Origin of the sequence: Halorubrum cibi (assembly GCF_900182635.1) — an archaeon.
Classification (GTDB): domain Archaea; phylum Halobacteriota; class Halobacteria; order Halobacteriales; family Haloferacaceae; genus Halorubrum; species Halorubrum cibi.
This window is the reverse complement of record NZ_FXTD01000013.1, coordinates 36,511-50,081: the sequence shown is the minus strand read 5'-3', so window position 1 is coordinate 50,081 and position 13,571 is coordinate 36,511. Positions and strand designations below refer to the sequence as shown.

Below are 13,571 nucleotides of genomic sequence, written 5' to 3'. Positions count from 1 at the left end.
AACGGCTCTCACACGGAACCGCCACGGGATCGCGGCCGTCTCACCCCAGCTCAGATCGAGAGCCCGGCGTGCCAGCGATCGACGCCAGCCTCCCGTTTGATCTCGTCCATGCGCGCGAGCAGCTTCACGGCGAGGCTCGCGGTCTCCGCCGCCCGCGACTCCCCCTCGGTCCGGAACTCGCCGGTGACGCGGTTGGCGTACACCGAGCACACCGCGCCCGCGCGCAGACCGTACACGTTCGCGATCGTCAGTATGGCCGACGCCTCCATCTCGATGTTCTTCACGTTCGCGTCCCGGAGCGCCGCGACCAGCTCGTCGGAGCCGGCGGCCTCGAACCCCTCGAAGCCCGGTCGACCCTGGCCGGCGTAAAAGGAATCGGCGCTCATCGTTATCCCGGTGTGGTAGTCGTAGCCGAGGCGCTCGGCGGCCGCGACGAGCGCGGAGACGACCTCGCCGTCGGCGGTCGCCGGGTAGTCCTCGCGGACGTACTCGTCGCTCGTTCCCTCCTGACGAACCGCGCCGGTCGTGATGACCAGGTCGCCGACGGCCATACCCGGCTGGATCGCGCCGCAGGAGCCGACCCGGATGAACGTGTCGACGCCCACGCGCGCGAGTTCCTCGACGGCGATGGCGGCCGACGGAGACCCGATCCCGGTGGAAGTGACGGAGATCGGCGCGTCGTCGTAGGTGCCGGTCGCGGTGCGGTACTCGCGGTGGGAGGCGACCTCCTCGTGGCCGTCCCACAGCGCGGTGATCTTGTCGACCCGCTCGGGGTTTCCGGGGAGGAGGACGGCGTCGGCGACGTCGCCCGCCCCGACTTCGAGGTGGTACTGGACCTCGTCGTTCGGGTCCTCGCTGCCGCCGGCGGCCGGCGCGTCGTGCTCGTCGGTCATGTCCCCGACCTTCGACGAGGCGTTTAAAAGTAGTTCCGCCTCGAAGGGAGAGTTCCGCCTCGACGGAAGTCGGTTCGCTCAGGCGTCGCGCGCGTCGTCGAGCGTTCCCTGACTGATCGTGTTCGGAAGCAGATCGCCGAGGGTGTACTCGCTCGTCTCGCCGTCGCCCTCGTCACATATCACGGGAAGGTCCTCGTCCGCGAACTCGGCGAGGCTCTGTCGGCACATCCCGCAGGGCGTGACGCCGTCGCGGACGCCGGAGGAGACGGCGAGGCGGTCGAACTCCCGGTGGCCGTTCTTCACCGCCTCGGCGAGCGCGACCTCCTCGGCGTGGAGACTGTTGGAGTAGTTGGCGTTCTCGATGTTACAGCCGGTGTATACTGTACCGTCTGCGGTCCGGAGCGCGGCCCCGACGCGGTACTCGGAGTACGGGACGTGAGCGTCAGCGAGCGCGTCGCGGGCGGCCTCGATCAGGTCCATGGTCCGACCCTCGGCCGGCGACCCGATAAGCGGTCGGGTCGTCGAGGGAGCGGCGTCGGCGTCCGCGTCGAGCAGCGAGTGCGGCGACGTCACCGGCCGGTGTCGTACTTGTAGGTCGCCGTCTCCGGGTCGATCCCGAAGTCCTCGGCGGACTCGGTGGACCCTTCGGATTCCGCGTCGACGTCGCCTCCGTCGCCGCTTCCGCCTTGGGCGTCCGCGTTCTTGAACGCTTCACGGAGCCGATCGGGCATCTCGAAGTCGCCGACGCCGGCGCGGAGGCCGACCACGCCGCCGCCGAGGAACTCCCGCTTCTCCTCGAGTCGGTCCGAGAGCGCCGCCGGGAGGTCGTCGGTGTCGACCTCCTCGAAGCCGAACTGCGTCAGGTATTCGGGCTGGTCGGTGAGCACGTACACCGTCTCGAACCCCTCGGCGGCCGCGGTGTCGACGAGTCGCTCGACGACGTGCGCCCCGACGCCGCGGCCCCGCCACTCCGGAAGGACGCCGATCCCGGTGAGTTCGATCCGTTCCGCGTCGTCGCCCCGGTGGAGCCGGAGCCGGCCGAACCCGGCCCGGTCGCCCGTCTCCTCGTCGACCGCGATCACGTAGTCCCGTGACCGGAAGGCGACGTCGTCGAGCCCGAGTCGCTCGATCGCGTCCAGTAACCACGCCTCGTCACGGTTCTTGGCGTCGCGGACGTACATGTCTCGTCCTACGAGGCCGAGGATAAAAACGGTTCGCCGGTCGTCGCCTCGTCGACGACACGCGGGTGGATCGCGCTCCCTTCGAGCGAGTCGTTGTACGGGTCCGACACAATCATAATAAAACAGATACGTTTGGGGCGAACGACTCGATAGTATCCGACTCGTTCCCGCGTTTCGACGACTCGTGAAGGATCAAATTCATGTCCGTGTGGCGGTATTTCGGAATTCAGCGCAGCTTCACCTACGATCCCCGTCAGCTTTGGATCCGCCACGACGGGCTCTTTCGTCAATTTACACAATTATTCATCTGTAGAAATACAAGATAAAAGAATGAGGTAGCATTTCAGAAAATATCCTATCTCTGAGGGATCGGGTCCATAGTGCTACTCACTAATAAGTAAATTTATAATGGAGGATGCGAGACTACTAGATACATCCATGACAGATAGGCAGGCGGAAATCGACGAGTCGGCGGGAATCGATCGTCGGATGCTTCTCGCGTCCGGCGGCGCGCTCGCGACGGGTACGGTCTTCGCCGGGTGTCTCGGTGGCGGAGGCGGCGGAAGCGGCGGTGACGGTGGCGGCGGATCGACCACGCAGGTCGCGATCATCTCGAGCCCGGCCGGGTTCGACGACAACGCGTTCAACGACAACGCGGTCCAGGGACTCGAGCAGGCGTCCGAGGACTTCGATCTCGAGTACACGACGGTCGAGGAGACCTCGGAGGCACAGTACGAGTCCGTCCAGGCCGACGTGGCCGAGAGCGGGTACGACCTCATCATCTGCGTCGGTGACAACCACACCGACCCCCTGACGACGAACGCGAGTGAGTATCCCGATCAGAACTGGATGCTCATCAACAACGTCGTCGAGGACGCCGACAACGTCTCCGGCTGGATCGAGATGAACAACGAGATGTCGTTCCTCGCGGGCGTCGCCGCGGGCGTGATGACCCAGGAGGACTTCGAGTACGAGGGTAGCTCCACCGACCCCGACGGGTCGACGGTCGGCTTCGTCGGCGGCGAGGACATCCCGCTCATCAACGCGTTCGAGCAGTCCTATATCGAGGGCGTCGAATGGGTCGATGACGGCATCGAGGTCCTCACCGGCTACGGCGGGAGCTTCTCCGACACGGGCGCGGCCAACGACGTGGCGTCCTCCCAGATCGACGACGGGGCCGACATCGTCTGGCACGCGGCGTCCGCGGCGGGCGGCGGCGTCTTCTCGGCGGCCCAGGAGGCGGGACGCTTCGCGCTCGGCGTCGACGTCGACCAGTCAGTCACCGAGGAGCAGTACCAGGACGTCATCCTCGGGTCCGCCGTCAAGGCACTCAACGAAGCGACCTACACCGTCTCGGAGGCGGTCATCGACGGAAACTTCTCCGAGTACGTCGGTGAGAACAACCTCAGCATCGAGCAGGGCAGCATCGACTTCATCGTCGGACAGGCCTTCGAGGGCGAGCTCCCCGACGCGCTTAGTCAGAACATCCAAGACGCGAAGGACGGCTTCGAGAACGACGAGATCGAGCTGACTTGCGGTCCGACCAGCTGCTGAACGGTTCCTCTCAGTCCCGTCCCAATTTATAACCATTCACCATGAGAACACGATGACGCGTAACGCACCCGCGGTCCGCCTCGAGGGGATAACGAAGCGGTTCGGCGACGTGGTCGCCAACGACGAGGTCGACTTCACGCTCGAGAGCGGATCGATACACGCCCTCCTCGGGGAGAACGGATCGGGCAAGACGACGCTGATGAGCGTTCTGTACGGCCTCTACGACCAGAACAGCGGAACCATCCACGTCGACGGCGAGGAGCGAACCTTCGAATCGCCACGGGACGCGATGGACGCCGGGATCGGCATGATCCACCAGCACTTCCAGCTGGTGAAGCCGATGACCGTCCTCCAGAACGTCATCCTCGGTCACGAACCGACTGAGGGCGGAACCGTCGACGAGGCGAGCGCCAGAGCGGACATCGAGGAGATCTGCGAGCGGTACGGATTCGACGTCGACCGACATCTCGACACTCCGGTCGAGGACCTCGACCTCGGCGCACAACAGCGCGTCGAGATCGTCAAGAGCCTCTATCGAGGGGCGGAGATACTCATCCTCGACGAGCCCACGGCGGTGCTCACTCCCCAGGAGGTCGACGGGCTGATGGAGGTCATGAACGACCTCCGCGAGGACGGCAGATCGCTGATCTTCATCTCCCACAAACTGGACGAGGCGCTCGAGATCGCGGACGACATCACCGTCCTTCGGGACGGGAAAGCCGTGGGCACGGTCCCCGCCGCGGAGACGACCGAACAGGACCTCGCCCGGATGATGGTCGGCCGCGAGGTCCTCTTCGATCGGCTCGAACGAGAGCCGGGAACGGGCGATCCCGTGCTCGAAGTCGAGGGGCTTCGTATGCCGGGCGACCGCGGCCGAGAACAGGTCGAAGGAGTCGATCTCACCGTCCGCGAGGGCGAGGTCCTCGGCATCGCGGGCGTTCAGGGCAACGGACAGAGCGAACTCATCGAGGGCATCACCGGTCTCCGTCGGCCCTCCGGGGGGACCGTCCGACTGAGCGGGACCGACATCACGGATCGGAGCCGCCGCGACCGGATCGAGGACGGGATCGCCTATATTCCCGAGGACCGCCAGACCGAGGGGCTCGTCCAGGAGTACACGCTCCAGCGCAACGCGCTCCTCGGCAACCAGACGATCGAGCCGTACGCCGAGAACGGGATCCTGAACTGGGGGGCGGTGGACGAACACGCCGCGGACGTCATCGAGGAGTACGACGTCCAGCCGCCGAACCCCGAGGCGAACGCGGAGTCGCTCTCCGGCGGCAACCAGCAGAAGTTCATCGTCGGTCGGGAGATCGGCCACGACCCGGACGTGCTCGTCGCGTCGCACCCGACGCGCGGCGTCGACATCGGGTCGATCGAGTTCATCCACAAGCGGTTGATGGAACTCCGTGACGAGGGCGTCGGAATCTTGATGGTCTCCTCGAAGCTCGAGGAGATCCAGAAGCTCTCCGACCGCGTCGCGGTGATGTACGAGGGAGAGTTCATCGACGTCGTCGATCCCGAGACGGTCACCGAGTCCGAACTCGGACTCCTGATGGCCGGCCAGACGCTGGCGGAGGGGTCCGACGACGCCGATGACGAGACGTCCGCCGACGTCGACGGGGGTGTCTCGTCGTGAGCGGTTCCGGGCCCGACTCGAACGGCGGTGCGCTCGACGCGCTGGCGGCTCGTCTGCTCGACGCGTCGGTGCTCGAACGGGTCGGGATCGCCATCGCGTCGACGGCGATGGCGCTCCTCATCGGCTTCGTCATTGCGGCGGCCGCCGGATACGACTCGATACGGTTCGCCAACCAACTCCTCGTCGGGGCCTTCGGAAGCGAGCGGGCGATCGCTCGAACGCTCCGGAGCACGACGATCTTCGTCATGACGGGAGTCGCGGTCGCGGTCGCGTTCCGCGCCGGCGTGTTCAACATCGGGGTTCAAGGACAGTTCGTCGTCGGCGGATTCTCCACTGTGATCTCGATCATCTGGCTCGGCGCGTTCGTGCCCTCGGGAACGGTCGGCGGGATCGTCCTGATGCTCTTCGGGACCGTCGTCGGCGTCGTCGCCGGCGGCCTCTACGGCGCGCTTCCCGGCGTGATGAAGGCGTACGGGGACGCCAACGAGATCATCACGACGATCATGTTGAACTTCATCGCCACCGGGTTCGTCGGCTGGCTCGTCGCGGGTCCGTTCGGGGCTCCGGAGGCGACCGCGACACGGACCCGACGGCTCCCCGAGAGCGTGGAGCTTCCCCAGGCCGTCTTCGGCGATCCGAACCTGTCGATCGTGGGGATCCTCCTCATGCTCGGCGTGGTCGCGCTCGTCGCGGCGGTCATGACGCGGACCCGGTTCGGGTACGACATGGTGACGAGCGGGTATCAAGACACGGCAGCGACGTACTCGGGCGTCGACGCGAAGCGGATGGTCATCTCGACGATGGCGCTCTCCGGGATGGTCGCCGGGCTGACGGGCGCGCTCTTCGTTATCATGATCCAGGGATACTACACCGACCCCTCCGGCATCGGCAACTACGGGTTCGACGCGATCGCCGTGAGCCTGCTCGCCGCCAACAACCCGGTGGGCGTGCTCCCGGCCGGGCTGCTCTTCGGCGGACTCGAATCGGCGGGCTCACACGTTCAGATCAACAGCGACATTCCCGTCCAGCTCATCGACGGGATCGTGGGTCTCGTGGTCCTCTTCGTCGCGGCTCCGGAACTGTTCCGGATGTTCGCGGCGCGAACGGGACTCGGAGGTGACGCCGAATGAGCGGCTCCGAGTACCTCGACGCCGCTCGGCTCCGGCTCGGCGGGATCACGCTCGTCGTCCTCGCGGTGCTCGCCGCGGTCCTCGCTCTCGGGTTCGACGTCGACCTCTCCCGGCTGATCACCTGGGGGTTCGTCACTCGGTCGCTGGAGATGGCGACCCCGATCGCGCTCGCGGCGATCGGCGGGCTGTACGCCGAGAAGAGCGGCGTGTTCAACATCGGCCTCGAGGGGTTCATGATCATCGGCGCGTTCACCACGGCCGGGACGATGTTCGCTCTCGGCGGGACTTCGCCGACGCAGGGACACGTCTGGGCCGCGATCCTCGTCGCGGTCGCGGTCACGACGCTCCTGACCGTGATCTTCGCCGTCCTGTTGATCCGGTACAAGGCCGACCAGATCGTCGCCGGGCTGGCGGTCTGGTTCATCGGCCTCGGGTTCGCCCCGTTCGCGGCGGCGCTCATCTGGGGGAGCCGGTCGAGCCCGGGACTCACGAACATCAACGAGCTGGCGCTCGGGCAGTCGCCGCTCGTGTTCCTCACGATCGTCCTCGTCGGCGTCGCCTGGGTGTTCCTCTACCGCACCCGGTACGGCTACTGGGTACAGGCCGCCGGGGAGAACCCGGAGGCGCTCGACACTGCCGGCGTCGACGTGAACCGCGTCCGCTACGCGACGGTGATCTTCTCCGGCGCGATGGCGGGACTCGGCGGTGCCGTGCTGCTCGCTCACGCCGGGAACTTCGTGGGAACCGGTTCGACGATGGTCGACGGTCGCGGCTGGATCGCCATCGTGGCGTACCTGTTCGGCAACTACAACCCGGTTGGTGCCGCGGCGGCTGCGCTGCTGTTCGGCGCGCTGGACATGCTGAACGTCCAGTTCCAGACGGTCGGGATCGAGGTCTCGGCCCGGTTGGTCAACCTGCTGCCGTACGTCGCGGTGCTCGTGGTGCTCACGATCTACGGGAAGACGCGAATTCCGGCGGTCGTCGGCGAGCCGTACGAGACCGAGGAGTGAGTCCGGGGAAGCTCTAGAACCCACCCGCGACCGCTTTCACCGGTCCACGGAACGCTCGTCGAGCGCGACCGGGATCGACCGAGACGCGACGTCGCCGGCGAACGCCTCCCCGTCCGCCTCCAGGTCGTCGAAGGTGTCGTAGTGGATCGGGACGACCAGGTCCGGTACCATTCGTTCCGCGAGGTCGGCGGCGGCGTGACGGTCTGAGACGATCCCGCCCCCGCCGATGTTCGCGAGGAGGACGTTCACGTCGAGCTCGGCGAGCCCGTCGAGCGCGTCGCCGTCGCCGGGCCAGAGTACGGTCCGGTCCCCGATCGAGAACAGGAACCCGCAGCCGAAGCCCTCGGGGTGTGGAACCGTCCCGTCGTCGTTCGCGCAGGGACCGTCCGGCTCGTTGTGCGCGGCGACCGTCCAGACGGTGACGGTTCCGTCGCCGGTCTCGACGTCGACGCGGGCCTCGTCGTCGACGCGGACCACGTCGTAGTCGGCGGCGAGCGACTCGACGGATTCCACGTCGCGGCCGATCCGGTCGACGTCGACTGCCTCGTAGATCACGAGCGTCGCGTCCGCTTCGGCGACGGAGCGGATCCCCGCCGGATCGTAGTGGTGATCGTGGGTGACGAGTACCACGTCGCCGTCGCGGGCCCAGTAGTCGTCGAGGACGCCGTATCTCCCGGGGTCCGTGTACACCACCGGGCCGTCGTCGGCGGAGACGCGTGCGGTCGCGTAGCCGAGCCACTCCACGCCGAGGTCGTCGTACCTGACGGTCATACCCCGTGTTCCGCGCGCTCGATCCTTGAGGGTGGTCATCCGTTTCGACGGTCCGGACCGGGCCGTCAGTCGCCGTCCCCCTCCGCGAGCCTCGCGACCCGTTCGAGCGTGTCGGCCGCCTCGACGGACTTGTCCTCGCGGACGCCGACGAACCGGGGGAATCGGAGGGCGTAGCCGGAGCCGTACGTCGGCGACGTCTGGATCTCCTCGTAGCCCACCTCGAGGACGACCTCGGGCCGGATCCGGAGCTCAGTCCCCGACTCGGCGACGACGTGCGGCTCCAGTCGCTCCGTGAGATCCGCGAGTTCCTCGTCCGTCAGTCCCGTCGCGACCTTCCCGATCGGCTCGTAGTCGTCGCCGTCGCGGACCGCGAGCAGGAACGTCCCGAACAGCTCCGCACGACGCCCTTCGCCCCACTCCGCGCCCACGACGACCGCGTCCAGCGTCTCGACGTCCGGCTTCCGTTTCAGCCAGTCGCGGCCCCGATTGCCGGGCGTGTACGCCGACGCCGGGTTCTTCAGCATGACGCCCTCGTGACCCGCCTCGAGGGCCGCGGACTCGATCCGCGCCACCGCCTCCGCGTCGTCGACGACGCGGAACTCCGCGGCCGCCTCGGGCAGGACGTCCGTGAGCCGATCGTGTCGCACGCGGAGCGGCTCCTCCAGGAGGTCGTCGCCCGCGAGCAGGCAGTCGAACGCGTGGAGCCGACAGGTCACCGCCTCGCGCATCCGGTCCACGTCGTGTTTCCGGCGGAACCGACGGAGCACCTCCTGAAACGGCAGGGGCGATCCGTCGTCGTCGACCGCGACGACCTCCCCGTCGAGCACGACCGGGACGTCGACGCGGTCCGCCACGTACTCGACGATCTCCGGTAACGCCTCGGTCACGTCGTCCATGTTCCGCGAGTAGAGCTGCGGCCCGAACCCGTCGGGTCCCGGCGCGTAGTGGACCTGGACGCGAGCCCCGTCGAACTTCGTCTCGACGGCGACCTCCTCGAACGACTCGACCGCGTCCGCGGCGGTTCCCGCCTGCGCCAGCATCGCCTGGATCGGCCTCCCGACCCGGATCCGCTCGGCGTCCAGCCCCTCTCTCCCCTCCTCGCGGGCGAGACGGGCGACGCGGCCGTAATCGTTCGTCACCTGAAGGGCGCGCTCGACGGCCGCGTACGCCCCGTCCGTCGCTCGGCCGGCGGCGACTTCGTTCTCGTGGTCAGTGTCGTCGCCCTCACCGTCAATCCCCGTCTCCGGTCCTCCTTCGCCGTCAATCCCCGTCCCCGGGCCTCCCTCTCGCTCGGCGTCGACGTCCGCGAGAAACGCCTCGGCGATCGCGTCCCGCGCGGTGCCCTCGCCGACGCCGATCCGCATCTCGCCGAGCACCAGACGAGCGAGCGTCCTCGCCTCCGCCGGATCACAGCGGTTGAACAGACCGAACAGCGCGTCGACCTTCCGGGACTCGCTCCCCTGGCCGGTCGCGGCCGCCAGCTCTCGGAGCGTGTCGTCCACCTCCGCGACCGAGAGCGGGTCGCTCCCGTCGCCGAACGCCGAGAGCCCCCGCTGGCCGCCGAAGTCGAATCCGGCGGCGACCGCGCCGATCTCCCCGCGATCGGCGAGCCGCGCCTCCACGTCCTCGGCGGTGACGTTCGGGCCGGCGGCGCGGGCGATGGCCTCCCGGCACGACGCGGGGCCGACGTCGAGGGTCCGGTCGTCGTGTGCGGGGTAGGTCCGACCGAGCAGGAAGCGGACCGCCGTCTCGAGGTCGTCGCCGGCGTCGGCGAGCAGATCGGCGACGATCGACGTCGTCTCGAGGTCGGCCGGCTCGGCCTCCAGTCTCCCCGCCCGCTCGGCGAACGCGGCGAACTCCATACGCCGGTTCGGCGATCGGCGGGCAAAAACGCGCCGATGCGGGGCGGCGAGCAGCGTGGAGCGGCTCGCTGGGAAGCGGTCGGGCGGAATCGGTCTCGGTCGGGGCTCTTTTATTACAGGGGTTCGTCCGGCCATCGCATGAGCACCGAGTCGACCCTCGCCGACGGCGTCCGGGAGGCGCTGGCCGTCGACGCGGAGGAGTTCGCCGCGCGCGCCGAGGAGGAGGCGGAGGTCGTCAAACAGGGACTACACGACGGGGCGTTCGACAACCACCAGTCGATCGTCGGCTTCGAGTACGAGTTCTACGCGGTCGCCGACGGCCGCTGGAGCGAGGAGTCCCGCGCGGGCGAGTACGCGCTGATGCGCGTGCCCCGTCGACTCCTGGAGCTGATGGGGTTCGAGAAGGAGCTCGGACTCCACAACGCCGAGATGTCGACGAGTCCCCAGCCGCTCTCCGATCACGGGCTGCGCGCGCAGCTCGCGGAGGTCCGGGCCCGCCTGGAGGCCGCGGAGAACACCGCGGGGGTCGAGGGGATGCGGCTCGTCTCCGACGGCGTCTGGACCATCCCTCCCGCCGGTGAGACCGCCCGCGAATATCTCACCGACGACGTCGACCTCGACGGCGTGACGGTCGCGGCCAACATGAGCGACGCCGTCCGCTACCACGCGATGGCGAACGCCGGCGATGACGCGTCCGTCACCCTGGAGGCGCCCGGCGTCACGCTGCGGGCGGACACGGTGATGCCCGAGAGCCTCATCACCTCGATCCAGCCGCACTATCAGGTCGCACAGGCCGACACGCTGCCGATCCACTTCCGATACGCGCTCCGGATCGCCGGGCCGCTTTTAGCACTCGGCGTGAACTCACCGTTCCTCCCGCCGGACCTCTACGACGACGACTGGGACGCGGAGCGGGTCCTCGAGGAGGGCGCGACGGAGAATCGAGTCCACGTGTTCGAGTCCGTGCTCAACGCCCGGACCGACGCCGACAAGGTCAGATTCCCCCGCGACTTCCACGACGTCGAGACCGCCGTCGACCGGATCGCGAGCGACGAGACGCTGGTTCCCATGCCGGAGTCGCCCGGAACCGACCGCTTCGACGACGACTTCGCCACGTTCCGGACGAAACACGGCACCTACTGGCGATGGGTCCGCCCGGTGTTCGAGGGGGCGAGCCGCTCCAGCGCGAACGCCCGGATCGAGTTCCGTCCGGTGCCCGCACAGCCGACAGTCCGGGACTCGATCGCGTTCCAGGCGGCGTTCGCGGGACTGATGGGGGCGCTGCCGCGGCGTGAACACCCCGTCATCGGACAGGAGTGGGAGACCGCACGGGACAACTTCTACGCCGCGGTCGCCGACGGCCTCGAGGCCGACATGGAGTGGATCGGCTACGACGGCGAGCACACGACGGATCTCGACCGAATATACGACGATCTCCTCGACCACGCGGCCGCCGGCCTCCGGACGGCCGGCTGCTCGGAGACCGAGGCGGAGTCGTGGCTCGCCCCGCTGCGATACCGAGTCGACCACCGGGTGACGCCGGCCGCCTGGAAGCGCGCCGGCGTTCGATCGCGGCTCGAAGCGGACGAACCGTTCGCCGATGCGGTCCACGACACCCAGCGGGCGTACATCGATCGCCAGACGGACACGCTCGTCGACGGCGGCTTCTCGGAGTGGTGATCCGGGCGGTATCGGGTTCTCGGCCGGCCTCGACGCGGCGGCTCGATATCGACCGACGGAGACCGAACCGCGCGGTCGGCCCATTTAAGTATCGAACGGCGTAGGATCCGGTAGATCCGACCACATGCCGTGGCAGTCAACCCCCTACGTCCTCTTGCTCTTTCTGTCGGCACTGGTTGCGTCGCTGTGGGCGGGGTACGCGACCCTGTCGGTCCCGGCGGAGCGGCGGGATCGAACGGTCCTCGCGTTCGTCGTCCTCTGTCTCTCGGCAGCGGTGTGGGCCGCGACGTACGGGATCCAACTCGCGAGCACCACCCTCGAGGCGAAGCTGTTCGCACATCGCCTGTTACACGTCGGTGCGGCCATCACCCCATCTGCCTGGCTGGCGTTCGCGCTGGCGTACACCGGTCGCGGCGAGAACCTCACACCGCCGGTCGTCGCGGCGCTCACGGCAGTCCCCGTCGCGTTAGTCGCGTTGCTGTTCGTGAACCCGTACTCGCTCGCGCTCGTCGACGTCGGACTCGCAACGACCGGGTCGCTGACGCGGTTGGAGACGACGCTCGGTCCGGCGTATCAGTTCCACCTTGCCTTCTCGTACGTCGCAGTCATCGCCGGAGCCGCCCTCGTCGTGGGGAACGCGTTCCGCTCCGGTGGGCAGGTGAAACGGCAGGCCGTGTTGCTCATTTGTGGGGCGCTGATCCCACTCGCGTTGAACGTCTTCGAGGCCCTCTCGCTGCCGCCGTTCGGGACGGGACCGGTGAACCTGACTCCCGTCTCGTTATCGCTCTCGACGGCGTGTTTCGGAGTGGCAATGTTCCGCTACCGGCTCCTCGATCTGACGCCCATCGCCTCGCGGGTCGTCGTCTCGGAGATGGACGACGGCGTGGTCGTCGTCGACGCCGACGGGACGATAGTCGACGTCAATCCCGCGGCGGAGGCCGTCGTCGGCGAGCAACAGGCCGCGGTCGGCTCGGCGGCCTCGGCGCGCCTCCCGGAGTACGATCGGCTCGAAACCGCCACGGACGACGTCCTCGTGACTCGCGAGGGTCCCGACGGCGGGCGGTTCCTCCGGCTGAGCCGGTCGCCGCTCCGGCGAGACGGCGAGACGTACGGCTGGGTCGTCCTGATCGGCGACGTGACGACGATAGAGAAGCAGCGGCGAGCCCTCGAGGAGCGGAACGAACGGTTAGACGCGTTCGCGGGGGTCGTCTCACACGACCTCCGGAACCCGCTCTCGGTCATCTCCGGCTACGCGGAGCTCGCGAGCGAGACGGGGGACCCGGAGTACTTCGAGCGGATCCAGTCCACGACCGACCGCATGACGGCGTTCCTCGAGGATCTGTTACAGCTCTCGAGACAGGGCGAGACCGTGACCGAGTTCGAATCGGTCCCGCTCAAGGAGGCCGTCACCTCGGTCGAGGACGATATCGCGGACGGCGACCTCACGGTCGTCGTCGACGACGCGGTCGTCGGCGCGGTCGTCTCAGCGGACCGCGTCCGGTTTCGGCAAGTGCTCGACAACCTCGTGCGGAACGCCCGCGATCACGCCGACGGACCGGTGACGGTGACCGTCGGCCGACTGCCGGACGGGTTCTTCCTCGCGGACGACGGCCCCGGAATCCCCGAGTCCGAACGCGAGAGCGTCTTCGACGTCGGGTTCACGACGCGCGAGCCAGGAACAGGGCTCGGACTGGCGATCGTCCGCGACGTCGTCGAGGCACACGGCTGGTCGATCGAGGCGACGGACGGCGAGGACGGCGGCGCGCGGTTCGAGATCGTCGGCGTCGAGTTCGTCGAGGCCGACGAGCACGCCGACCCGATCGACGCGTCCTCAGAGGTGTCGTGAGCGGC

Annotated in this window: 11 protein-coding genes; 6 read left to right on the top strand and 5 right to left on the bottom strand. The window is 68.1% G+C overall.

What is annotated here, in order from left to right; genetic code table 11:
- Positions 1–50: 50 nt before the first annotated feature.
- From FN829_RS14840 to FN829_RS14830, 3 genes are all read right to left on the bottom strand, one after another.
- Positions 51–893: a nucleoside phosphorylase gene (locus tag FN829_RS14840; protein ID WP_142987721.1), complete on the bottom strand. Its 843-nt coding sequence runs from the start codon at positions 891–893 to the stop codon at positions 51–53.
- Positions 894–971: 78 nt separating this feature from the next.
- Positions 972–1,373, bottom strand: coding sequence for a cytidine deaminase (gene cdd / locus FN829_RS14835; protein ID WP_142987740.1), 402 nt, complete (start codon positions 1,371–1,373; stop codon positions 972–974).
- 89 nt (positions 1,374–1,462) lie between these two features.
- Positions 1,463–2,074 (bottom strand): GNAT family N-acetyltransferase, encoded by a 612-nt coding sequence (locus FN829_RS14830; RefSeq protein ID WP_142987720.1) that lies wholly within the window; start codon positions 2,072–2,074, stop codon positions 1,463–1,465.
- Positions 2,075–2,512: 438 nt separating this feature from the next.
- Here FN829_RS14830 and FN829_RS14825 point away from each other — a divergent pair, with 438 nt between their 5' ends.
- From FN829_RS14825 to FN829_RS14810, 4 genes are read left to right on the top strand one after another with little or no spacing between them, the layout of a single operon-like run.
- Complete coding sequence (locus FN829_RS14825; protein ID WP_142987719.1) at positions 2,513–3,628, top strand: BMP family lipoprotein; 1,116 nt, start codon at positions 2,513–2,515, stop codon at positions 3,626–3,628.
- Positions 3,629–3,680: 52 nt separating this feature from the next.
- Positions 3,681–5,267, top strand: coding sequence for an ABC transporter ATP-binding protein (locus tag FN829_RS14820; protein WP_142987718.1), 1,587 nt, complete (start codon positions 3,681–3,683; stop codon positions 5,265–5,267).
- A gap of 53 nt (positions 5,268–5,320) precedes the next feature.
- Positions 5,321–6,397: an ABC transporter permease gene (locus tag FN829_RS14815; protein ID WP_142987739.1), complete on the top strand. Its 1,077-nt coding sequence runs from the start codon at positions 5,321–5,323 to the stop codon at positions 6,395–6,397.
- Positions 6,394–7,407: an ABC transporter permease gene (locus FN829_RS14810; protein WP_142987717.1), complete on the top strand. Its 1,014-nt coding sequence runs from the start codon at positions 6,394–6,396 to the stop codon at positions 7,405–7,407. The genes FN829_RS14815 and FN829_RS14810 overlap by 4 nt, the downstream gene beginning before the upstream one ends.
- Before the next feature lie 36 nt (positions 7,408–7,443).
- On the opposite strand, the gene FN829_RS14805 is transcribed toward FN829_RS14810, so the two are convergent.
- Both FN829_RS14805 and ligA read right to left on the bottom strand, forming a co-directional pair.
- Positions 7,444–8,178 carry an MBL fold metallo-hydrolase gene (locus FN829_RS14805; protein WP_142987716.1) on the bottom strand — a complete coding sequence of 245 codons (735 nt, stop codon included), beginning with the start codon at positions 8,176–8,178 and terminating at the stop codon, positions 7,444–7,446.
- 65 nt (positions 8,179–8,243) lie between these two features.
- Entirely contained in the window at positions 8,244–10,040 is a 1,797-nt protein-coding gene (gene ligA / locus FN829_RS14800) for an ATP-dependent DNA ligase LigA (RefSeq protein ID WP_142987715.1), read from the bottom strand.
- A 138-nt stretch (positions 10,041–10,178) separates the two neighbouring features.
- Here ligA and FN829_RS14795 point away from each other — a divergent pair, with 138 nt between their 5' ends.
- Both FN829_RS14795 and FN829_RS14790 read left to right on the top strand, forming a co-directional pair.
- Positions 10,179–11,720: a hypothetical protein gene (locus FN829_RS14795; RefSeq protein ID WP_142987714.1), complete on the top strand. Its 1,542-nt coding sequence runs from the start codon at positions 10,179–10,181 to the stop codon at positions 11,718–11,720.
- Positions 11,721–11,844: 124 nt separating this feature from the next.
- Positions 11,845–13,566: a sensor histidine kinase gene (locus tag FN829_RS14790; RefSeq protein WP_142987713.1), complete on the top strand. Its 1,722-nt coding sequence runs from the start codon at positions 11,845–11,847 to the stop codon at positions 13,564–13,566.
- Positions 13,567–13,571 lie beyond the last annotated feature (5 nt).

What these genes read in the sequence shown, in the direction of transcription:
- ligA (WP_142987715.1), bottom strand. Translation starts at nt 10,040, where the DNA reads ATGGAGTTCGCCGCGTTCGCCGAGCGGGCGGGGAGACTGGAGGCCGAG.
- cdd (WP_142987740.1), bottom strand. Translation starts at nt 1,373, where the DNA reads ATGGACCTGATCGAGGCCGCCCGCGACGCGCTCGCTGACGCTCACGTC.
- FN829_RS14825 (WP_142987719.1), top strand. Translation starts at nt 2,513, where the DNA reads ATGACAGATAGGCAGGCGGAAATCGACGAGTCGGCGGGAATCGATCGT.
- FN829_RS14840 (WP_142987721.1), bottom strand. Translation starts at nt 893, where the DNA reads ATGACCGACGAGCACGACGCGCCGGCCGCCGGCGGCAGCGAGGACCCG.
- FN829_RS14795 (WP_142987714.1), top strand. Translation starts at nt 10,179, where the DNA reads ATGAGCACCGAGTCGACCCTCGCCGACGGCGTCCGGGAGGCGCTGGCC.
- FN829_RS14820 (WP_142987718.1), top strand. Translation starts at nt 3,681, where the DNA reads ATGACGCGTAACGCACCCGCGGTCCGCCTCGAGGGGATAACGAAGCGG.
- FN829_RS14790 (WP_142987713.1), top strand. Translation starts at nt 11,845, where the DNA reads ATGCCGTGGCAGTCAACCCCCTACGTCCTCTTGCTCTTTCTGTCGGCA.
- FN829_RS14830 (WP_142987720.1), bottom strand. Translation starts at nt 2,074, where the DNA reads ATGTACGTCCGCGACGCCAAGAACCGTGACGAGGCGTGGTTACTGGAC.
- FN829_RS14805 (WP_142987716.1), bottom strand. Translation starts at nt 8,178, where the DNA reads ATGACCGTCAGGTACGACGACCTCGGCGTGGAGTGGCTCGGCTACGCG.
- FN829_RS14810 (WP_142987717.1), top strand. Translation starts at nt 6,394, where the DNA reads ATGAGCGGCTCCGAGTACCTCGACGCCGCTCGGCTCCGGCTCGGCGGG.